Raw genomic sequence first — 23,516 nt, forward strand, 5'->3', positions numbered from 1 at the left:
AGAAGCTCCATCCCCCTACCATTCTGAACGAGCTGCTTACGCTTTTTACTTAATCCAGTTCCAATAGCTAGAATCTCCGGTCATTTCACTCTCTCACTCGAAGCAAAAAGCGCTTCAAGGTCGAGAGTTCCAATGCCCTGCGATTCTGAGCGAGCTGCTTCCACTTTTTATTTAACCCAGCTCCAGTGGCTAGAAGGGTCAGTCATTTCACCCCTTCCTGCGAGGCAAAAAACGCCTCTTCGTCAGGAGCTCCAATGCCTTCCCCTTCTGAGCAAGCCACCTCCACTTTTTACTTAATAACCAAGTTCGGTTTTTTATTCAAGCTATGGCGTCCGTCTACGAAGCGTACTGTGCCTGATTTTGCGCGCATAACAAGGGATTGTGTTGTTCCTACGCTACCTTTAAATTGAACGCCGCGTAATAGTTCTCCGTCTGTTACGCCTGTTGCTGCAAAGATTGCATCGTCACCTTTTACTAAGTCTTCCATGCGAAGGATACGATTTATATCTTCAATGCCCATTTTTTTACAACGAGCTAATTCAGCTTCATTTTGAGGCAGTAGCTTTCCATGGATTTCTCCACCTAAACATTTTAATGCAACTGCTGCTAATACACCCTCAGGCGCTCCACCAGATCCGAATAAAATGTCTACACCTGTACGATCAAATGCAGTGTTAATTGCTCCAGCCACATCTCCATCGTTAATTAATTTAATACGAGCACCAGCTTTACGAATTTCTTCGATAATCGCTTGATGACGTGGACGGTTTAAAACTGTCGCTACAACATCTTCAATATCTTTATTTTTCGCTTTCGCAACCGCACGTAAGTTATCGATAATAGGCGCATCAATATCGACCGCCCCAACCGCTTCTGGGCCAACCGCGATTTTATCCATGTACATGTCAGGAGCATGTAACAAATTACCATGATCTGCAATTGCAATAACAGCAAGAGCATTCCATCCACCAGCTGCCACGATGTTTGTCCCTTCTAAAGGATCAACTGCAACGTCTACACGTGGTCCATATCCCGTACCTAATTTCTCTCCGATATACAGCATTGGCGCTTCATCCATCTCACCTTCACCAATTACAACTGTACCTTTCATCGGAATTGTATCAAATACATCACGCATAGCTGATGTTGCTGCACCGTCTGCCTCATCCTTTTTCCCGCGTCCCATCCAACGCGCTGATGATAAAGCTGCAGCCTCTGTTACACGTACTAACTCCATAGATAAACTTCTTTCCACGATAATCCCTCTCCTTTAAGTCTTTATATATTCTGCCGTATTTTGTGAACTGTGTTTCTCTATAAATTATACTTCCGCAAGTAGTGATGCTTCGCTTCCCCCCTGCGGAAGTATCACTTATGCGTTCTTCATCTCTTCAATTTCTTGACTTGTCATTTGTTCTCGCCAAATGTTTGCGCCAAGACCTTTAAGCTTGTCTACTATATTTTCATAACCTCGATCAATATGCTCAAGTCCGGTTACTTCTGTAATTCCATCCGCCATTAACCCTGCAATAACAAGGGCTGCTCCAGCTCGCAAATCACTCGCTTTCACTTTTGCACCTTGCAATAAAACAGGACCAGTTACAATTGCCGAACGACCTTCTACTTTAATTTGTGCATTCATACGACGTAACTCATCAATGTGTTTAAAACGCGCGCCGTAAATCGTATCCGTTACAACACCCGTTCCATGCGCCTTTGTTAAAAGCGTCGTAAATGGTTGTTGTAAATCTGTTGGGAATCCTGGATATACAAGCGTTTTTATATCAACTACTTTTAACCTTCTATTACCGTTCACTGTAATTTGGTCATCGTTCGTTTCAACTTGGACACCAGCTTCTCTTAACTTCGCTGTAACTGACTCTAAATGCTGAGGAATAACATTATCAACCGTTACTTCTCCTCCTGATGCAGCTCCTAAAATCATATACGTACCCGCTTCAATACGATCCGGAATGATCGTGTGATGACAACCGTGCAGTGAATCCACACCATCAATTCGGATTACATCTGTGCCAGCACCTTTAATACGTGCACCCATGCTTGTTAACAATGTAGCTACATCAATAATCTCTGGTTCTTTCGCTGCGTTTTCAATAACAGTTCTACCCTTCGCTCGCACAGCTGCTAGCATAATATTAATCGTAGCTCCTACACTAACAACATCTAAATAAATACGTGCCCCGCGTAATTCATCTGCTCTTAAATAAATAGCACCCTGTTCATTCGTAACATGTGCGCCTAACGCTTCAAACCCTTTAATATGCTGATCAATCGGCCTCGGTCCTAAATGACATCCACCTGGAAGCCCAATAACAGCTTTTTTAAAACGGCCAAGCATCGCACCCATTAAATAATAAGAAGCACGCAATTTTTTCACTTTTCCATTTGGTAAAGGCATTGCAACCATGTTAGAAGGATCGACTACCATCTCTTCCTCCTGTCCATAAGTTACCCTTCCTCCAATTTCCTCTAGCAAGTCTCCTAACATTTTCACGTCCGAAATATTAGGGACACCACCAATAGTTACTGGAGTATCTGCTAAAATTGTCGCTGGAATTAGTGCAACGGCGCTGTTCTTTGCACCACTCACTCGAATTGTTCCATTTAAAGCTCTTCCGCCTTCAATTAGCAATTTTTCCATATTGAGCTCCCTTCTTGTGAATGTATTTACTTTCTATATCTTTATAGAAAGCTCCCCTTAAGAATCTCAATCACTCTTTCCACCCTAAAACTCAATAAATAGGAAACCATTATCTCCATTTCTCCTGTAATACGAATAGATAAAGATTAACTATTCATCGAATTTACTTTATCAATTTAGATACATTATCACATTTATTAATAGGACTATGCACATTATTTTCTGTTTCAAAAACAAAATGATAAAAATCTTTAGACTTGTTCACGCTTTCATTATACAACGAAAGGAAACCGTCTAAAAGACTAGACGGTTTCCAAAACGGAATTTTATTCTTACGCTTTACCGTTAGAACCGAATTCACGCATTTTACCAGCAACAGTTGCTTTAATAGCTTCGCGGCCAGGTCCAATATATTTACGAGGATCGTAAACTTCTTGGTCCTTGTTTAATGCTTCACGAACAGCTTTTGTAAACTCAATTTGGTTCTCAGTGTTTACGTTAATTTTTGAAGTACCTAAAGAGATAGCTTTTACGATATCTGCAGTTGGGATACCAGTACCACCGTGTAATACTAAAGGTACACCAGTGAAGTCACGAACTTGTTCCATTTCAGCGAATCCTAAGTTAGGCTCACCTTTGTAAGGACCGTGTACAGAACCTAAAGCTGGAGCTAGGCAATCGATACCTGTTGCTTCAACAAGGTGCTTACACTCTGCTGGATCAGCGTAAATTACGCCTTCAGCGATGATGTCGTCTTCTTGTCCGCCAACTGTTCCAAGCTCAGCTTCAACAGATACGTTACGAGCGTGTGCGTATTCTACTACTTTTTTAGTAGTTTCAACGTTTTCTTCGAATGGGTGGTGAGAAGCGTCGATCATTACAGATGTGAAACCTGCATCGATTGCTTCTTTACATTTTTCGAAGCTTGAACCATGGTCAAGGTGAATCGCTACAGGAACAGTGATGTTCATTTCTTCGATTAAAGCTTTAACCATAGCTACAACTGTTTTGAAACCAGTCATATGACGAGCTGCACCCTCAGATACACCTAGGATTACAGGAGATTTTTCTTCTTCCGCAGCAGCTAAGATAGCTTGAGTCCACTCTAAGTTGTTCATGTTGAATTGACCAACTGCGTATTTTCCTTCTAGTGCTGTGTTTAGCATTTCTTTCATAGAAACTAAAGGCATGGTGAATCCTCCTAAAAAACGTTTTTTGTATCCGATAAGTTCTTATCGCTGGTAGTATGACCAGAATAAGGTAAAATATGTATATTTACATACCGGACTTTTTTCTACACTCAATAGGATAACAACTTGTACTCAAAAACTCAACCGTATTCACCTGCTCAATAGTCCATGTAAACGCTTTTTTCCATATTTTTTATAAAAAATTCATTTTTTACGCCTCTACAGCAAGCTGATCTCTCACCGCTTGACGAATCTCATCAATATCAAACGGTTTAGCAAAGTGCATTAAAGCTCCTAAATCTTTTGCTTCTTGGATCATATCAAGCTCTCCATAAGCAGTCATTAAAATTACTTTAATACTCTCATCAATTTCCTTCACATGTTTTAAAATCTCTATACCATCCATACCTGGAATTTTCATATCTAACACTACTAAATCTGGATTATCTTTTTTCACGATATCTAAAGCTTGAAATCCATTCGCTGCTTGGAATGTCTGATAACCTTCTTTTTGGAACACTTCATGTAATAACACACGAATGCCATATTGATCATCAACGATTAAAATTTTCCCTTCCATAACTCCCAACCTTTCTGTGTAAATACAAGATTTAAAGCTTCTTATATCTTAACGATTAATTTTCGCTATTCTTTGGCAAATTCCTTCCTATTCTTTCTTATTTTACCGTTTCCTATTTTGTTATGCTACCCTTCGATTTCACCTTTCTGAAAAAATAAACTATAATGAAAGCCGGTAAACACGTACGAAAGGGAGTAACATTATGTTAAAAATTTTTTCAACTCAATTAAGTGGTTATTTCTCCAGAGTTTCTCAAAAAGAAGAAACGAATATAGAAGATAGCGCCCGTCTACTTGCTCAAGCATTAGTTGGCGACGGTTTTATTTATTTACATGGTACAAATGAAATGGAGGGCGTTGTTGCTGAAGCATTATTCGGTGCTGAACCAATGAAGCAAGCAAAACGATTATTGGAAAATGGTAAAGAAGTAGAAGTAACTTCTGCAGATCGTGTACTTCTTATTAGCCGTTTTTCAACAGATGAAGAAGTTGTAGCAATGGCAAAAAAACTTCAAGCAGATGGACACTCTATTGTCGGCATCTCTGCTATTCAAGAAGGTACTGAATCACTGGAACAATATACAGATGTACATATTGATACAAAGCTGTTAAAAGGCCTTATTCCAGACGATGAAGGCAATCGCTATGGATTTCCAAGTTTAATGATAGCTTTATTTGCATATCATGGGATCAAATTTACAATCGATGAAATGTTAAATGAATATTAAAAAAAGCGCCCTATTTCAGGCGCTTTTTTTTTACTTGCTCTCTTTATTCGTAATAGAAGCTCTTACGAAGTCATGGAACAATGGTTGTGGACGGTTTGGACGAGAAACTAGTTCCGGGTGGAACTGTGCTGCTACGAACCAAGGATGTTCTTTTAATTCAATGATTTCAACTAGACGGCCGTCTGGGCTTGTACCAGAGAATACAAATCCTTCTTTTTCCATATCCGGACGGAATTGATTGTTGAACTCATAACGATGACGATGACGCTCATATACAACCGGCTCATTGTAAGCATTGTAAGCATTTGTTTCTTCAGCAAGCTTACATGGATATAGGCCAAGACGAAGTGTACCACCTAAGTCTTCTACATCTTTTTGTTCTGGTAATAAGTCAATGATTGCATAAGGTGTGTCAGGATTAATTTCAGAAGAGTTAGCTCCTTCTAATCCTAATACGTTACGTGCAAATTCGATTGATGCAAGTTGCATACCTAAGCAAATTCCTAAGAATGGTACTTTGTTTTCACGAGCATATTGAATTGCAACGATTTTACCTTCTACACCACGATCGCCGAATCCACCAGGTACAAGGATACCATCTGTGTCACCAACTAATTCTTGTACGTTCTCTGGTGTTACGTGTTCAGCATTTACCCATTTCACTTCTACATCTGTGTCGAATGAATAACCCGCATGACGAAGTGCTTCTACAACAGAAATGTATGCATCTTGAAGCTCCACGTATTTACCAACAAGAGCGATTTTTGTTTTCTTAGAAAGGTTACGCACTTTATTAACTAAAGCAGTCCACTCTGTCATATCTGCAGCTGGATTGTCTAATTTTAAGTGATCGCAAACGATTTGGTCCATATTTTGCTCTTGAAGAGATAATGGAACCGCATATAAAGTATCTGCATCACGTGCTTCGATAACTGCTTTTGTATCAATGTCACAGAATAATGCAAGCTTGTCTTTCATATCTTGAGAAACAGGCAATTCTGTACGAACAACGATAATATTTGGTTGAATACCTAAGCTACGAAGCTCTTTAACGCTATGTTGCGTTGGTTTTGTTTTCATTTCACCCGCTGCTTTTAAGTACGGGATTAACGTACAGTGAATGTACATTACATTGTCACGACCGATGTCGCTCTTAATTTGACGGATTGCTTCTAAGAATGGTAAAGACTCGATGTCACCAACAGTTCCACCAATTTCTGTAATAACAACGTCCGCGTTTGTTTCGCGACCAGAACGGTATACACGCTCTTTAATTTCATTAGTAATGTGAGGAATAACTTGAACTGTTCCTCCTAGGTATTCACCACGACGCTCTTTTTGAAGAACTGAAGAGTAAATTTTACCTGTTGTTACGTTGCTGTATTTGTTTAAGTTGATGTCGATGAAACGCTCATAGTGACCAAGGTCTAAATCAGTTTCTGCACCGTCATCTGTTACGAATACCTCACCGTGTTGGTATGGGCTCATAGTCCCTGGGTCTACGTTAATGTATGGATCAAACTTTTGAATCGTTACGTTTAAACCACGATTTTTTAAAAGTCTTCCAAGAGATGCTGCTGTAATACCTTTTCCTAAAGACGATACTACACCGCCTGTTACAAAAATATACTTAGTCATGAAAAAGCTCCCTCCTATTTTGCTGTTATATAATCACCGTTGCAAAGCGCAACGTATGTAGATAACACTGTATCCATCTTATTGTTAGACTCTTTTTATTTTCTAAACAAAAAACAAAAAAGAAAATTGCTCCCCTCATCACATAAAGTAATAAGTAGGGAGCAATTTTCTTTTATATTTACACTTTAAAAGTATTATCGTCCTTTTTTAAAGAGCCCAAAAATGATTCTACATGGACGATAATGAAAAGTCAAGAACTACAGTTCTTCCTCTTCTTCTTCTTCAGTTTCATCGTACTCAAGTTCTTCTTCGGCGAAGTCATCGTCATCATCTTCATCTAAATCATCAAGATCATCGTCATCTCCGTCTTCTTCTTCAAGAACCTTGTCCAAATCTTCTACCTCTTCTTCTTCAGTTGCGTCTGCATCGTCGAAGTCTTCATCTTCTTCAATGTAGTCGTCAAAACCGTCTTCTTCAACTTTACGTTTCTTCTTCGGTTTTGGCTGAGGTAAGATTTCTTCATCAATTTGCTCATATGGGTACCAGCTGCGTAGCCCCCAACGATTTTCTCCTAAATTAATGAAACGTCCATCGATGTTTAAATCTGTATAAAATTGTGCGAGTTTCGCATTAACTTGCTCTTGAGATAGTCCCAGCACTTGAGCGATTTCTCGAACCAACTCGTTGAATGTCGTTGCTTGTCTTTTATCCCCTAAAACGCTATGTACAACTTCAATCATTGAACATTCTTTTAGCTCTTCTGGTGAATATTGCTTAAAATTCACTTATGCGGCACTTCCTTTCTTCAAATATAACCTTATATATAACGGTCTGCTTAAAAAAATCCATACTATTCATTATAAACAAAAGTCGCACAAATATGCTACAAAAAAAACGGGAAACTTTAATATGGTAATAAAATTATAATTTGTCTATTCCTTATTTCGGAAACATATGTGCTCCTTGCAATACATACCTAATTTGCATTTCTGTATATTCTTCAAGCGTATACAGTTTTTGCAGGGCCCAACGTCTAAATCCCCACATTTGTCCTTGTATGAAAATGTTATGTGCAAGAAGCTGTATCTCTTTTTTATTTAATGTAAATGTCCCATTTGCTGTACACTGCTCTAAAATATTCTCAAACATCCCGACCATTTGAAACTCTTTTTCCAATACATATGGGAGTGATTCTTTCGGTAAAAAACGTACCTCTTGATACATAATTAATACTTCCTCTTGCAATTCATCCATCACTTTAAAATAATTCGTTATCGCTATCTTTAAGCTTTCTATACTCCCCTTCTCTGTACACACTACTTCCTCTAATCTTTCTTTTACATGTTCATAAATACTATCACAAACTAAATATAAAACATCATCTTTTGTACGAATGTACTCATAAAGTGTTCCAATACTAAACCCAGCCGCCTTCGCAATCTCTCTCGTTGTTGTACGTGGGAACCCTTTTTGCTTAAACAATTGCACCGCACCTTTAATCATTTGTTCACGTCTTAACGCAACTAATTTTTCATCTTTCACGGACGCATGTACATTATGTTTAACCATCCCCTTCACCTCTCTCTATTATTTTTTGGAAGGAAAAAGCGTAGGAAAATACCTACGCTTTCGTTCCTACTTCGTTAACATACGAGAAATTACAAGCCTTTGAATCTCTTGTGTTCCCTCATATATTTGTGTAATCTTTGCATCGCGCATATAACGCTCTACTGGATAATCTTTCGTATAACCGTAACCACCAAATACTTGTACTGCTTCAGTTGTCACCTTCATCGCTGTATCGCCTGCAAATACTTTTGACATCGCTGACTCTTTCCCATACGGAAGCCCTTCCGATTCAAGCCAAGCCGCTTGGTATGTTAGAAGACGCGCCGCCTCCACATCCGTTGCCATATCTGCAAGTTTAAAGCCAATTCCTTGCTGCGCCGCAATTGGCTTCCCAAACTGATGACGCTCTCTTGCATATTCTACAGAAGCATCTAAAGCCCCTTGCGCAATACCGACTGCTTGCGCGGCAATACCATTACGGCCGCCATCTAATGTTTGCATCGCAACTTTAAATCCTTGGCCCTCTTCCCCGAGTAGGTTCTCTACAGGAATACGGCAATCTTCGAACATAATTTCAGTTGTTGGTGAAGAGCGAATCCCTAACTTGCTTTCCTTCTTCCCAACTGAAAATCCTGGTGTATCACTTTCCACAATAAACGCGCTCGTACCACGCTGCTTCGATTCGGGATCAGTTAATGCAAAAACAACATAAATATCAGCAATACCGCCATTTGTAATAAAGATTTTCGATCCATTTAAAATGTAATGGTCTCCATCTCGTTTCGCAGTTGTCCTCATTCCGCCAGCATCTGAACCAGAACTTGGCTCCGTTAAACCGTATGCGCCAATTTTCGTTCCTTCTGCCATCGGTCGTAAAAACTTTTGCTTTTGTTCTTCCGTTCCAAATTTAAAAATTGGCCAACCAGCAAGTGAAGTGTGTGCAGACAGCGTTACACCCGTTGAAGCACAAACACGAGATAATTCTTCGATAGCAATTACATACGCTAAGTAATCGCTTCCAATTCCACCGTATTCCTCAGGCCACGGAATACCGGTTAAACCAAGCTCTGCCATTTGATCGAATAAAGCGCGATCAAATCTCTCTTCTTCATCACGCTCAGCTGCCGTCGGTGCTACTTCGTTCTTAGCAAAATCCCGAACCATTTTTCTTATCATTTCATGTTCTTCTGATAGTTTAAAATGCATTCCCGTCTCCCCCTTGTCCTTTTATAAAGCTCGACTAATAACAAGTTTCTGTATCTCACTCGTTCCTTCATATATTTGCGTGATTTTCGCATCACGGAAAAATCGTTCTACTGGATAGTCTTTCGTATAACCGTAACCACCAAATACTTGCACCGCTTCAATCGCAACTTCAACAGCCGTCTTAGAAGCGAATAATTTCGCAATAGAAGCTTCTTTGCCGCATGGTAATCCTTGCGCTCTTAGCGATGCCGCTCTGTATACAAGTAATCGCGCTGCTTCTACGCTAGTCGCCATATCTGCAAGTTTGAAGCCGATTCCTTGCTGCGCCGCAATTGGCTTACCGAATTGCTCACGCTCTTTCGCATAATCAATCGCACATGCAAGCGCCGCTTCCGCAATTCCTAATGCCTGCGCTCCGATTCCAATTCGTCCAACATCTAAATTCGCCATTGCCACTTTAAATCCTTGTCCTTCTTCACCAAGTAAATTCTCGGCCGGCACTTTCATATCTTCAAACGTCAGTTGTACCGTGCGAGAACCAAGAAGTCCCATTTTATGCTCATCTTTGCCGATAATTAAGCCCGGTGTATCTTTCTCTACTATAAATGCAGAAATCCCACTTTTTCCTGCCTCTGGATTTGTAGAAGCGAATACAATGTATGTACTTGCTTCGCCGCCATTTGTAATAAATACTTTCGACCCATTAATAATGTAGTGATCGCCCTTTTTTACAGCTCTTGATTTCAAACTCCCTGCATCTGATCCTGCGTTCGGTTCTGTTAGAGCAAATGCACCTAAATACTCACCAGTCGCCAATTTAGAAACATATTTCTGCTTCTGTTCTTCTGTTCCGAAATATAAAATCGGATTCATTCCAACTGACGTATGTACAGCTAAAATTACACCAACAGTTGCACTTACCTTTGAAATTTCCTCAATTGCTAAAATGTAAGAAATAAAATCCATTTCTGCACCACCGTATTTTGCAGGTGCTGGAATTCCCATTAACCCAAGCTCACCCATCTTCTGCAAAATCTCTTTTGGGAACACCCTTTGTTCCATACTAGGAACAAAGGGAGCTATTTCCTTCTGTGCAAAATCCCGAACCATTTTCCTCATCATTTGCTGCTCTTCATTAAAACGAAAGTTCATATACTCCGCCTCCATTTGCTATATATCCTTTTAATAATTTGGTAAGACCACTATTTTGTAACAAAGGGGAATTTATTCGTAAACGTAGAAACCACGACCTGTTTTACGTCCTAACCATCCTGCATTTACGTACTTACGTAGTAATGGACATGGGCGATATTTACTATCACCTAATCCTTCATGCAACACTTCCATAATGTATAAACATGTATCTAAACCGATAAAATCAGCTAGCGTAAGCGGGCCCATCGGATGATTCATACCGAGTTTCATTACTTCATCAATCGCTTCTTTCGTCGCTACACCTTCATATAACGTATAGATTGCCTCGTTAATCATCGGTAATAAAATACGGTTCGATACAAACCCTGGGAAATCATTTACTTCAACTGGTACTTTCCCAATTTTCTTCGTAATATCTTCAATCGTTTCATATACCGCATCATCTGTAGCCAAACCACGAATAATTTCAACAAGCTTCATAACTGGAACGGGATTCATAAAGTGCATACCGATTACTTTTTCTGGACGCTTCGTTACCGCTGCAATTTCTGTAATTGGCAGCGATGACGTATTTGTCGCTAAAATTGCGTGTTCTGGAGCAATTTCATCTAGATTCGCAAAGATTTTCTTTTTAATATCCATTTTCTCAACAGCTGCTTCAATAATAAGATCCGCTTCCTTCACACAATCTAAATCAAGCGTTACTGTAAGACGATTTAAAGTTGCTTCTTTCTCTTCTTCCTTCATACGTCCTTTTTCTACTTGGCGCGCTAAGTTTTTCGTAATGATAGCCAATCCTCTATCTAATTGCTCTTGTTTTAAATCTTGTACCTTCACATCATATCCTGCCATTGCACATACTTGCGCAATTCCCGATCCCATTTGTCCCGCACCAATTACAACGATTTTTTGTACACCCATTTTTTCTTCCCCCTTAATTTTTAATAAACTATATACCTTCTAATCTTAATTAGTGAACTTCAATCATCACTGCATCGCCTTGGCCACCACCGCTACAAATCGAAGCAATTCCAATTCCGCCGCCGCGCTGCTTCAGTGCATGGATAAGTGTAACGATAATACGCGCTCCACTCGCTCCAATCGGATGTCCCATCGCCACTGCGCCGCCATTTACATTCAATTTGTCTGGGTCAATTCCTGCAATCTCTGTACTTGCAATTGCTACCGCTGCGAATGCTTCATTAATCTCGAATAAATCAATATCTTCAATTGTCTTGCCTGTTTTTTTCAACAATTCGTTAATTGCATAACCTGGCGTTCTTGGGAAATCTTTAGACTCCACTGCAATTGCTGTATGTGCCAAAATTGTCGCTAATGGCTTTCTTCCTTCTTGCTTCGCTCTGTCTTCGCTCATTAGTACAAGCGCAGCACCACCATCGTTTAGTCCTGGTGCATTTCCCGCTGTCACTGCTGACGTCTTATCAAATACAGGTTTTAATTTCGCTAATTTTTCAATCGTTGTATCTTCACGTGGCGCCTCATCTTTTGCAACGACAATCGGATCGCCTTTTCTTTGCGGAATCGTTACTGGCACGATTTCCTCTTCAAAACGTCCTTCTTTATGCGCGGAAACCGCACGTTGATGGCTACGATATGCCCATTCATCTTGCGCTTCGCGAGAGATTCCATCTTCCTTCGCAACTTCTCCCCCATAAACACCCATGTGTATACCTGAAAATGCACATGTTAAACCGTCAGCAACGTTTAAATCAATCACTTCGTTGTTTCCCATTCTGTATCCCCATCTTGCTCCGCGTAAAATGTAAGGACTGTTACTCATCGACTCCATACCACCAGCTACAATAAGTGATTGATCGCCAGTACGAATAATTTGATCCGCTAACGTAACTGCACGAAGCCCTGATGCACAAACTTTATTCACTGTTTCCGTCTGCACTTCCCAAGGAATTCCAGCAGCCCTCGCAGCTTGGCGTGATGGAATTTGTCCCTGTCCACCTTGGATAACTGTTCCGAATATAACTTCTTCCACATCATTAGCAGAAACGTTTGCTCTTTCAAGCGCTGCCTTAATTGCAATTCCCCCAAGTTCTGTTGCTTTCACGTCTTTTAAAGATCCTCCAAATTTCCCAACCGGTGTTCTTGCAGCACTTAAAATAACTGTTTTACTCATATCTATTTCCCCCATCTCTTTTTTTAGCACCGAGCGCTCGCTCGGTATTGTTACGTTGAGAAGAGGTGCAATGGTTGCACCTCTCTCTAAAGTTGTATTCACGCTTGCAAATTACATCGCTTCTTTCTTCTGTCCGATAACAGAGCGTTCTAAAATCTCTGTTACATCAAGAGTTTGAACCTTCTCTTCTACTTCTTTCGCTTTCGTCCCATCACTAATCATCGTTAAGCAATATGGACAACCTGTACCGATAATGGATGGTTGCACAGCTAGTGCTTGTTCTGTACGAGCAACGTTAATACGTGAACCTGCTGTCTCTTCCATCCACATTAAGCCACCACCTGCGCCACAACACATTCCTGTTTCACGGTTTCGTGCCATTTCTACAAGATTCACACCAGGAATTGCTTTCAAAATATCGCGTGGCGCTTCGTATACTTCGTTGTATCTTCCTAAATAACAGGAATCATGGTACGTAACTGTTTCCTCAATAGCGTGAACAGGTTTCAAGCGTCCTTCTTTCACCCACTGAGCTAACAATTCTGTATGATGATAGACTTCTGCTTGCAAGCCAAAGTCTGGATACTCATTTTTAAATGTGTTATAAGCGTGAGGATCAATCGTAACGATTTTCTTCACTCCTGCTTTTTCAAATTCCTCAATATTCTTTGTCGCCATCTCTTGGAAGACAAATTCATTTCCAAGACGTCGCGGTGTATCCCCAGAATTCTTTTCTTTATTACCAAGTATCGCGAATGAAATGCCTGCTTCGTTCATTAACTTCGCAAATGATATTGCAATCTTCTGACTACGATTATCATATGATCCCATTGAACCAACCCAGAATAAATATTCGAACTCCTCGCCAGCTTTCGATTTTTCTTTTACAGTTGGAACCGTTACTTCATCATCACCTTGGCGCCAAGTTTCACGCTCTTTACGATTCAGTCCCCACGGATTCCCTTGACGCTCGATGTTTGTCATCGCACGTTGCGCTTCCGCGTCCATCTTTCCTTCTGTTAAAACGAGGTAGCGGCGTAAATCGATAATTTTGTCAACATGCTCATTCATAACCGGACACTGGTCTTCACAGTTACGACACGTTGTACAAGCCCAAATCTCTTCCTCCGTAATAACATCTCCGATTAAACTCGGATCGTAAGCTAGCGTTGTAGCCGCTGATTCTTGTTGCCCTTTCCCAGCTGCCATCATCGCTAACTGATTTCCTTGCGTATTATTAAAAGCAACTACTGGAACCCACGGTGCTTTTGATGTCACTGCTGCTCCTTTATCAGTTAAATGATCGCGAAGTTTTAAAATTAAATCCATCGGCGATAACATTTTCCCTGTTCCTGTTGCCGGGCACATATTTGTACAGCGACCACACTCTACGCAAGCGTATAAATCGATAAGCTGATTTTGTCTAAAGTCTTCGATTTTACCAACACCAAATGTTTCTTGCGTTTCATCTTCAAAGTCAATCTTTTCAAGTTTCCCTGGATTTGAAAGACGACCGAAGAAAACGTTAGCTGGTCCCGCAATTAAATGCGCGTGTTTTGATTGTGGAACATACACTAAAAACGTTAACAAAATTAGTAGATGCACCCACCAAGAGAAGTAGAACACAGAAATGGCTACGGTTTCATTTATTCCCGAGAAAACGTAAGCGATTGCAGAAGCGATCGGTTCACTCCATGAAAGCTCCTCGCCGTGCCATATAATCCCCATCCCATTACCAAGTAGCACAGAAATCATTAAGCCACCGATAAAGATAAGAACAAGGCCTGATTTGAAATTACGTTTTAAACGAACTAGCTTCTCAACATAACGTCTATGAAAAGCCCAAAAGACTGCAATTAAAATAACAAGTGTGACAATTTCCTGGAAGAATGTAAATGCAGGGTATAGTGGTCCAAGTGGAAGATGTGATCCTGGTGCGAGTCCTTTCCAAACGAAGTCAATTGCTCCAAATTGGACAAGAATAAATCCGTAAAAGAACATAACGTGAATAATGCCGCTCTTCTTATCTTTCAGCAGCTTTTTCTGACCGAAAACATTGACCTTAAGAAGATCCCAACGCTCTTTAAAACGACGGTCAAATTCAATCTTTTTTCCTAACTGTATGTAGGCCATCCTCGTTCGTATAAGATACACAAACAAATATCCTGCATAAGCAATAACAGCAATGGCAGCCAGCCAATTCATGATCAGTAAGTTATTCATTTTTATGCTACCCCTCTCTTTGTAAGCCATCTTTCTTTTTTAGAATCTTCAAAAACATATAATTTTCTGAATTTTTCCCCTATCTTCATTATATAATGAGTGAGCATTCAGTCAACAGTTTTTTGTTATACAACAACATATTTTTTCATAAAGCTGTTTATTTCGGTGAAACTATAAAGTGAAACTTTAATCCGTAGGGGTGGTTCATCCCCCACTGATTATTAGTTGAACCAATCGGGCTTTTACGGGCAGTTGATTTCCAAACTAACTTCTATTTATTCATCAATTTTTGAAGTAGGAAGTTTACTGCCCGTTAAAGCGGGGTAAAGTGAAACTTTAATCAACCGGCAAAGTGAAGGTGAAAAGAATGCAAAGGAGGGAATTCACTCATGTTCTTCGTATCTCTCTTGTTAATATGCGTTACTCTTTGGATCACAATTGACCTTTTATATGGGAGGATTCTTCATTTAAAGCGTGTGCGCTCTCGTACTTTCCCTTTACGTCAAAGTAATTTTCACCTTTATACATACGGGCAAGATTTATATGATGCTTTATTTACTGATATACAACAAGCAAGGCACCATGTGCACGTTTTGTTTTTCATTGTAAAAAACGATAAAATCAGTCGTGAATTTTTAAAGTTACTTATCGATAAAGCAAAGGAAGGAATTGAAGTAAGACTTTTACTCGATCGATTGGGAAGCCATTATTTATCCAATGAGGCAATTCGTTCCCTACAAAAACACGGCGTCTCTTTTTCATTTTGTCATAAAGTGAAATTTCCTTTTCTTTTCTTTTCTGCAAATCAAAGAAACCATAGAAAAATTACAGTTATTGACGGGAAAATTGGTTATATTGGTGGATTTAATATTGGCGAAGAATATTTAGGGCATAATCAAAAATTAGGATTATGGCGCGATTATCATTTGCGTCTTACGGGAGAAGGAATACAAGATTTACAAAAGCAATTTTTACATGATTGGCTCGACGATACGGGTCAAAATTTATTAGATTCACCTCTTTATTTTCCTAAGCAACAACCAGGAATCATTCTACATCAATTTATTCCGACCGATGGGGCATATTTACAACATACTTTTTTACACTTAATTGAAAATACGAAAGAAGAACTCTTTATCGGTACACCATATTTCATTCCTGGAAAAAAAATTATGAACGCATTATTAAAAGCACGAAAACGTGGGGTTCAAATCACAATTCTCGTTCCAGAAAAAGCTGATCACGCCCTTGTTCGAGAAGCAAAATTCCCGTATTGCCGAAAGTTAATACAAGCCGGGTGTAATATTTACGCATTTCAACAAGGTTTTTTTCACGCTAAAGTTATTATAGCGGACGATTATATTTGTGATATCGGAACTGCAAACTTTGATATGAGAAGTTTATATATTAACCATGAAATCAACTGCCTTTTATATGATAAACATTTTATACAAACAGTAAAAAACAAATTCCATGAAGATTTAGAAAACGCGTCATTACTTTCCTTTAAAGATGTTAGCCCCCTTTCTCTTATTGATAGAGGAAAAGAATGGATAGGAACGATACTTTCTTTCTTCCTATAGGAAAGATAATGAATAAAGGAGATGTATTCCATATGATTATGCGGTTCGGATATGTCTCACATGCAATGGCACTTTGGGACTGTTCTCCTGCCAAAACGATGACATTTACAAGCTTTGAAAAGCTCAGTAAACAAGAACGTGAAGATAAATTGTACGATATTACAAGGCAGAATCTTGAGCATACAATACGTATTCTTCATTACAACATAGCGCATGAAATTCCGTTATATCGCTTATCTTCTTCCATTGTCCCGCTTGCAACGCATCCCGAAGTCAAGTTTGATTATATCGGGGCATTTACACCGCTTTGGCGTAAAATCGGGGCATTAATTACAGAACACAATTTACGAGTAAGTTTTCATCCCAATCAATTTACGCTATTTACAAGCGACAAGCCACACATTACAACTAACGCTATTACAGATATGACTTATCATTATAAAGTATTAGATGCAATAGGAATTGCAGATACTTCTTATATTAACATCCATGTAGGTGGTGCCTATGGAAATAAAGAAAAAGCGATTGGGCGTTTCCATGAAAACATAAAAAAACTTCCTGCACATATAAAAAAGCAAATGACACTTGAAAACGATGATAAAACATATACGACTGCTGAAACTTTATCTATTTGCCAAAAAGAAAAGATTCCATTCGTATTTGATTATCATCATCACATGGCAAACCTTTGCGTGGAACCGCTAGAATTGTTACTTCCTGCAATTTTTGAAACTTGGTCACATACAAATGTCCCTCCTAAAGTTCACATTTCCTCTCCTAAATCAAAAAAAGAATTTAGGGCTCACGCCGAATATATTGATTTAGAGTTTATTAAGCCTTTCTTACACATTGCAAAAAAAAACAATCATAATTTCGATATTATGATTGAAAGTAAACAGAAAGATTTAGCAATGTTGCAACTCATACATGAACTATCCTCCATAAGAGGGATAAAAAGAATAAATAGCTCAACATTACAATGGTAAATTGTAATGTTGAGCTATTTTTTTCAAAAAAAGTAATTTTTATAGTAAAAAACACCCTATTTTATATGCTATGATTGGAATTAGCATTTTCCACCTGTGATTCAACTTTATTGAAACGGAGTCATAATATGATTAATCAAAAAAAATATGTACAATTTGTCATGATGTATATAATTATATTTTCCCTTTGGATATTTCTTATCCCTAAGGACTTAAATATAAAAGAAATTGGAATTCTTTTTTTATTTTGTTTCGCTACACTCTTTTCTTGCTATTGCTTATATAAAGCAATTAAGAAAATGAAGCGCGGTGACAAACTATTTTGGATTTTAGTACTATGCACCTGCCTATGTGGATTGACAATGGAGATAACTTTGTTTCTTCATTCACTTTCTATATATGATCAAGTCATATTCTCATATAAGTCCTTGCCCTTTTTCATCGTACAATATATTTTACTCTTCTCTGGCTTTGCTATAAAGTTCATAAAACATTACTCTATTAGAGGCCTTGCTCAATTTTCATTCGATAGCATCTTTATTGTTATTATGAATATCTATTTTACCTTAACTTTTATTTTGGACGTTTCAAGCTTTCGTATGTTAACAACAGATCAATGGGTTTTAATTGGTTACTTTATTGCACAATCATTAGTAATTTACGCGGTTATTAGCCTATATAGAAGGGAACAATATTCTTCTAGTAGAATTTCATTAATTATCGGCTTTACTATCATACTTGTATACGGATATATACATCTGTTTCAATTAAACAGAGGTATGGAAACTTCTTCTGAAGTCTCTTACTTAATACATACTGCTTCAATTTTATTAATTGGTTTGTCGTCTATACTATATATTTTAGATAAACCAATACAGCATGAAACGAAAACAAAATATTATCGATTTGATTATGTGCGCTTTATATTACCTTACTTTAGTATAATCATTACTTTTTCTTTTATTATCTTTCAACCTTGGGATGATAAGTTCATGTTAATCGGTCTAGTATTATCACTCATCTTATTATTCCTACGACAACTTTATATGTGGAAGGATAATCGAGCACTAATCGATACATACGAACAGTTGACTACACAACTAGAAGGCAAAGTAGAAGAAGGTGCATCTGCGTTATCAAAGAGTGAACAACGCTACAAATCTTTATTCGAAGATCATCCTGATGCTGTTTTCTCTTTAAATATGTATGGTATTTTCCAACAATCTAATACAGCTTGTGAAAGCTTATTTACTGCCTACTATTGTGAAGTAGAAAGCTACTCCCTTTTACACTTTATTGACTCAAAAGACCATGATTTACTAAAGAAAGCTTTGCAAATAACGAAAGAAGGTAGACCACAAACTTTAGAAGTTCGTACAAAAGAAAAAGAAGGTTATTACTATTACCTTCACATTACGCTCATCCCTACTTTCATAAACAAAGAAGTTGTTGGGATGTTCGGCATAGCACGGGATATTACAACTTTATATGAAAAACAAAAACAAGTAGAACATTTAGCCTTTCATGATGCACTTACTGGGCTACCAAATCGCCGAAAGTTTGAAAAAGATTTAAAAAACATTTTAAACACAGCTCAAACTAGCGCAAATGATGTTGCCGTCATGTTCCTTGATTTAGATCGATTCAAAAAAATTAACGATAGACTTGGTCATGACGTTGGTGATTTATTATTAATTGAAGTAGCAAAAAGATTACGCAGTTGCTTGCGTTCAAAAGATGTCGTTGCTCGCCAGGGCGGAGATGAGTTTACGATTTTATTACCAGATATGTACTCAGAAAAGAGTGCAATATTTATAGCTGAACAGATTTTAACCATTTTAAACAAACCATTCTTCATTAAAGATGAGGAACTGTCTATTACACCGAGTATCGGAATTGCAATGTACCCTGATTATGGAACAGATGTAACAGAATTAATGAAAAATGCTGATATGGCTATGTATCGCGCGAAAGCAAATGGAAAAAATAGATTCGTTTTCTTCTCAAAAGAAATGAGTATTGCTCAAAATGAGAGTAACTTCTTAGAAGGAGAACTTTCAAAAGCATTACAACAAAATGAATTTTTCCTTGAATACCAGCCACAAGTAAGCACAAAAACAAAACAAATTATCGGTTTTGAAGCATTAATTCGTTGGAAACATCCAAAGCTCGGCATCGTATCTCCTGCCCAATTCATTCCTCTAGCAGAGGAAACTGGATTTATTATTGAACTTGGAAATTGGATTTTACGCACCGCTTGCTTAGAGGCAAAAAGATGGCATAATCAAGGTTTTTCTCACTTGAAAGTAGGTGTGAATTTATCTGTCGTTCAATTTAACCATGCAGATTTAATCCCAACCATTTCAAAAGTATTAGAAGAAACAGAGCTAAAACCAGAAGCATTAGACATTGAAATTACGGAAAGTATCGCAATTAATCAAAATCAATCTGTAGTTGCAAAGTTAGAACAGCTTCAAAATCTTGGTATTCAAATTTCAATCGATGACTTTGGAACTGGTTATAGTTCTTTAGCTTATTTAACAAAATATCCAATCAACACATTAAAAATTGCTCGAGAGTTTATTTGCGGCATTACAACTAGTCCTTTAGAGGAAGCAATTATCTCTTCCATAATTACACTATCAAAAGAACTACATTTAGAAGTGATTGCAGAAGGTGTAGAGACGGAAGATCAATGGAAGTTTTTATATGAACAAAACTGTGACCATATCCAAGGATTCTTTATTAGCAAACCCGTTTCTAGTAAAGACGTTTGGAGATTACTCCACAAAAAAACAACCGTCTAAGTAAGACGGTTGTTTTTTAATATTCAAAAGGTAGATCTCCAGCTAATTGTACCTCTTGATCATTATGAGAAATCACTTGACTTTTCTCTAATGCTGTATCGCCTAATGAAATACCCCATGCCATTGCTAACGTTAATAGACTACCAATAAGTAGTTTCTTCATACTCCATCACCCACATTTTTTATTTTAATATATCATGAAAATTTATCCACATCCTATGCAATTATGCATATCCATTTTTTGGATTTTTATTTACTGATTTTATTTGCGAGTGCTTCTTTATATGCATGCATTTCTAATATATCAAAAAAGAAACTTGCCTTTTTATATGCATCTTCAATCTCTGCCCCATCATACTCCAACTTCCCTAAACATTCACCTCTTTGATAATATAGCTGTCCAATTAATGCCATACTATTAATTTGGCATGATATTTCAATCGCTTTATTTACTTGATAAAGCGACTCCTCATATTGCTCATCTAAGTATAATGCTTTTGCATGATTATATCTTACCTTCACGTCAAACTCTTCATTATCATGTAATGTCTCTAATTGCTTTAGTATATCTTCAAATAGCTCAATACTCTTCTTAAAATAGCTATTTTCAGCATAAATATTTGCAATTGCATTTTCTATATAGAGATTTTGGTATACGTCTATTCCAGTTAATTGTTGATTTAACAATTTTTTTAATTCTAAAATGCAATATTCGTAATCGATTTTTTTCAATATGTAAGCTGCCACATGATATTGCCATTGAAGAAATTGTTGGAATTCAGGATGATATTCTTCCTTTTTCAGTTCATTCCATACTCTATTATAAATTTCCTTATATCTTTTTTGCTTACACAGCATAATGACTTGATCTTTAAACTGTTTTTTTCTTTCGATATCGGAATAAATGAGTACCTCATAAAAATGAATAATGGGAACTTGTAATTTCGCCGCAATACCTTGCAATATATCCATACTTGGGTACACTGCGCCCGATTCAATTCGACTCACTTCCGATTGATGACATATATTATCGGATAACTGTTTTTGTGTTAACCCTCTCATCATCCTAATCTTCTTAATTTCACTTCCTAATTTTTCTGCGTGCATACTTACTCACCATCCCATTATAACAATCTAATTTTTTGAGTTGTCATACCACTACAATAATGTGAATTCGACAATTTTTGATATGAAATAATGCATAATATATATAAAATTCGGCAAATTTTTCATACAATTCATCTCACATACAATAATAGATTAGGAGTGTTATAGATGAATTATAGAAAACTTGCCAGTGCCTTCGTTACATTCGGTCTTCTTTGTCCTTTATCAACAGAAGCTATTCACGCCCAAGAATTAGATAAAAATGAAGTAAAAGTTGAAATTGCTCAGCCTGGTTTAACAATCGGGAAATTAACACAACCTCAAAATGATACGAAAGAAAATATTGCGAAAAAGTATTTAAAAGGTGAGGTAAACGGGGCTAAAGCTCAACAAGAACAAGTCACTACTGAAAAAAATGTAGATTTCCAGCCTACCAATAAAGAAACAAAAGAAAATCAAACCGAAGTTCGCCTTGCACAAACATATAAAAACTATAAAGTATATGGCCAAGATCTCATTGTAAAAGTAGATAAAAATGGAGTGATCACAACTGTTAGTGGTAAAGTTGTTCAAAATTTAGATCAACAACCTAATCTTACTATAACAAATTTTTTGTCGAAAAATGAAGTAAAATCTAAATTACGCGATATAGTTCAAATTCCAAGTGATGCGGCTGAAACGGAATTCTCTAGCGAAACCGTTGTTTATAAGAAAAAAGATAGCTCTTATACATTCGCAACTGTTATTACATTTACTTATGAAAACAATGCACAAATTATAAACGGCAATGCAATCATTGATTTAAAAACTGGTGAAGTACTTTTCCAAGAAAAATTCATTAAAAATAAAGAGAATAAAACTATAAATCAAGTAACATCACCTAGCCTATCCTCTGCAAGCGAGCAAGGAACTGGGAAAAATGCACTTCAAGAAAACATCTCTTTCAATATTGCCAAAGGGACTGACGGAAAATTTTATTTAGCTGATTTATCACGCGGAAATGGTATTTATATTTACAATGCAAACTACGCTGATTCTCTCGGGGGATACAGTCAAGCTGGTTATCCAGGGACACTGATTTCAAGTAGCACTCCTAACTTTACAGATAAAGAAGCTGCTGGCGCCATGAAAAACATGAGTGATATTTATGATTACTTCAAGAAAGAACATAATTTAAAAAGTTACGATAATAAAGATTCAAAAGTTGTTGCTAGTGTACACGGTTTTGATTCTACTGAAGTTAGTGATGGTATAAAAGAAAACTATATAAACGCATTTTGGCACCCTGCTTGGAACCAAATGGTATTTGGTGATGGTTTAAACGGAAAACTAACATCAGCTCTTGACGTAACAGCTCATGAATTTGGACATGCTGTATTTAGCGGTACAACGAAAAATAAAATTGTGAGATATCCAAGCGCTGAAACATCTGCGCTAAATGAAGGGCTAGCAGATTTTTGGGGTACACAAATCGAATATTACGTAAAGAAAGATAAAGGAAACTGGATTATGGGCGATACGTTAGGTGGCTTAACAATTCGTGACATCCCAAGAGAAATTGGTGATGGTGGTCATAAACTATATACGAACTTACAAGATTTCTATAACGATGGAAATGATCAAGAATCGCACGTAAACTCTGGTATTATCAGCCACGTGTTATATCAATTAGCTGAAGGCAAAACTTATAACAATGTTGCCGTTCAAAAACAAGGTAATGAAAAAGTAAGTAAAGTTGTTATGCGGGCATTGCAAAATTACGCAACTTCAGCTGAAGATTTTGAATCACTTCAATCCCATATTGTACAAGCTGCAAAAGATTTATATGGCAATGCCGTATCAAATGAATTTGCAAAAGCATTTGAAGCACATGGTTACAAACCATTACAAAAAGTAAATAGAGTAATAGAAGTACAATAATTATAAAAAGA

Annotated in this window: 19 protein-coding genes; 5 read left to right on the forward strand and 14 right to left on the reverse strand. The window is 37.6% G+C overall.

Annotated elements, in window-relative coordinates:
* Window positions 1–289 precede the first annotated feature (289 nt).
* The 4 genes from glpX to spo0F all read right to left on the reverse strand — a co-directional run bounded on the left by glpX (window position 290) and on the right by spo0F (window position 4,432).
* Complete coding sequence (gene glpX / locus KVT31_RS14765; RefSeq protein WP_000442336.1) at window positions 290–1,255, reverse strand: class II fructose-bisphosphatase; 966 nt, start codon at window positions 1,253–1,255, stop codon at window positions 290–292.
* Between the two features lie 117 nt (window positions 1,256–1,372).
* On the reverse strand, window positions 1,373–2,662 hold the full coding sequence (gene murA, locus KVT31_RS14770; RefSeq protein WP_000413265.1) for a UDP-N-acetylglucosamine 1-carboxyvinyltransferase: 1,290 nt from the start codon (window positions 2,660–2,662) through the stop codon (window positions 1,373–1,375).
* A 332-nt stretch (window positions 2,663–2,994) separates the two neighbouring features.
* Window positions 2,995–3,852, reverse strand: a complete 858-nt coding sequence (locus KVT31_RS14775) for a class II fructose-bisphosphate aldolase (RefSeq protein ID WP_088098506.1) — start codon at window positions 3,850–3,852, stop codon at window positions 2,995–2,997.
* Window positions 3,853–4,063: 211 nt separating this feature from the next.
* Entirely contained in the window at window positions 4,064–4,432 is a 369-nt protein-coding gene (gene spo0F, locus KVT31_RS14780) for a sporulation initiation phosphotransferase Spo0F (protein ID WP_000398592.1), read from the reverse strand.
* A gap of 202 nt (window positions 4,433–4,634) precedes the next feature.
* On the opposite strand from spo0F, the gene KVT31_RS14785 reads away from it, so the two are divergent.
* A complete protein-coding gene (locus KVT31_RS14785; protein WP_088098507.1) occupies window positions 4,635–5,159 on the forward strand; it encodes a DUF2529 domain-containing protein in 525 nt (174 codons plus the stop codon).
* A 30-nt stretch (window positions 5,160–5,189) separates the two neighbouring features.
* Here the strand turns inward: KVT31_RS14785 and pyrG are convergent, their stop codons facing one another.
* From pyrG to KVT31_RS14825, 8 genes are all read right to left on the reverse strand, one after another.
* Window positions 5,190–6,797: a CTP synthase gene (gene pyrG / locus KVT31_RS14790; RefSeq protein WP_088098508.1), complete on the reverse strand. Its 1,608-nt coding sequence runs from the start codon at window positions 6,795–6,797 to the stop codon at window positions 5,190–5,192.
* 257 nt (window positions 6,798–7,054) lie between these two features.
* Entirely contained in the window at window positions 7,055–7,582 is a 528-nt protein-coding gene (rpoE, locus tag KVT31_RS14795) for a DNA-directed RNA polymerase subunit delta (RefSeq protein ID WP_088098509.1), read from the reverse strand.
* 154 nt (window positions 7,583–7,736) lie between these two features.
* Complete coding sequence (locus KVT31_RS14800; protein ID WP_088098510.1) at window positions 7,737–8,366, reverse strand: TetR/AcrR family transcriptional regulator; 630 nt, start codon at window positions 8,364–8,366, stop codon at window positions 7,737–7,739.
* Between the two features lie 66 nt (window positions 8,367–8,432).
* Entirely contained in the window at window positions 8,433–9,572 is a 1,140-nt protein-coding gene (gene acdA / locus KVT31_RS14805; protein ID WP_000545531.1) for an acyl-CoA dehydrogenase AcdA, read from the reverse strand.
* A 21-nt stretch (window positions 9,573–9,593) separates the two neighbouring features.
* On the reverse strand, window positions 9,594–10,724 hold the full coding sequence (locus KVT31_RS14810) for an acyl-CoA dehydrogenase (protein WP_088098511.1): 1,131 nt from the start codon (window positions 10,722–10,724) through the stop codon (window positions 9,594–9,596).
* Window positions 10,725–10,796: 72 nt separating this feature from the next.
* Complete coding sequence (locus KVT31_RS14815; protein ID WP_000538860.1) at window positions 10,797–11,648, reverse strand: 3-hydroxybutyryl-CoA dehydrogenase; 852 nt, start codon at window positions 11,646–11,648, stop codon at window positions 10,797–10,799.
* A 49-nt stretch (window positions 11,649–11,697) separates the two neighbouring features.
* Complete coding sequence (locus KVT31_RS14820) at window positions 11,698–12,981, reverse strand: acetyl-CoA C-acetyltransferase (protein WP_140392607.1); 1,284 nt, start codon at window positions 12,979–12,981, stop codon at window positions 11,698–11,700.
* A 9-nt stretch (window positions 12,982–12,990) separates the two neighbouring features.
* Window positions 12,991–15,102 (reverse strand): (Fe-S)-binding protein, encoded by a 2,112-nt coding sequence (locus KVT31_RS14825; RefSeq protein ID WP_088098513.1) that lies wholly within the window; start codon window positions 15,100–15,102, stop codon window positions 12,991–12,993.
* 389 nt (window positions 15,103–15,491) lie between these two features.
* Here KVT31_RS14825 and cls point away from each other — a divergent pair, with 389 nt between their 5' ends.
* From cls to KVT31_RS14840, 3 genes are all read left to right on the forward strand, one after another.
* A complete protein-coding gene (gene cls / locus KVT31_RS14830) occupies window positions 15,492–16,685 on the forward strand; it encodes a cardiolipin synthase (RefSeq protein WP_088098514.1) in 1,194 nt (397 codons plus the stop codon).
* Window positions 16,686–16,717: 32 nt separating this feature from the next.
* Complete coding sequence (gene uvsE, locus KVT31_RS14835; RefSeq protein ID WP_140392608.1) at window positions 16,718–17,671, forward strand: UV DNA damage repair endonuclease UvsE; 954 nt, start codon at window positions 16,718–16,720, stop codon at window positions 17,669–17,671.
* Between the two features lie 128 nt (window positions 17,672–17,799).
* On the forward strand, window positions 17,800–20,478 hold the full coding sequence (locus KVT31_RS14840) for a DUF4084 domain-containing protein (protein WP_088098515.1): 2,679 nt from the start codon (window positions 17,800–17,802) through the stop codon (window positions 20,476–20,478).
* Window positions 20,479–20,494: 16 nt separating this feature from the next.
* Here KVT31_RS14840 and KVT31_RS14845 read toward each other — a convergent pair whose 3' ends face one another.
* Both KVT31_RS14845 and plcR read right to left on the reverse strand, forming a co-directional pair.
* Window positions 20,495–20,641: a quorum-sensing peptide PapR gene (locus tag KVT31_RS14845; RefSeq protein WP_000734732.1), complete on the reverse strand. Its 147-nt coding sequence runs from the start codon at window positions 20,639–20,641 to the stop codon at window positions 20,495–20,497.
* An 86-nt stretch (window positions 20,642–20,727) separates the two neighbouring features.
* Entirely contained in the window at window positions 20,728–21,585 is an 858-nt protein-coding gene (gene plcR, locus KVT31_RS14850; protein ID WP_088098516.1) for a transcriptional regulator PlcR, read from the reverse strand.
* A 168-nt stretch (window positions 21,586–21,753) separates the two neighbouring features.
* On the opposite strand from plcR, the gene KVT31_RS14855 reads away from it, so the two are divergent.
* Window positions 21,754–23,505: a M4 family metallopeptidase gene (locus KVT31_RS14855; RefSeq protein ID WP_088098517.1), complete on the forward strand. Its 1,752-nt coding sequence runs from the start codon at window positions 21,754–21,756 to the stop codon at window positions 23,503–23,505.
* Window positions 23,506–23,516 lie beyond the last annotated feature (11 nt).

It is taken from the genome of Bacillus sp. GbtcB14, from assembly GCF_019091205.1.
GTDB classification, from domain to species: Bacteria; Bacillota; Bacilli; order Bacillales; family Bacillaceae_G; genus Bacillus_A; species Bacillus_A cereus_AG.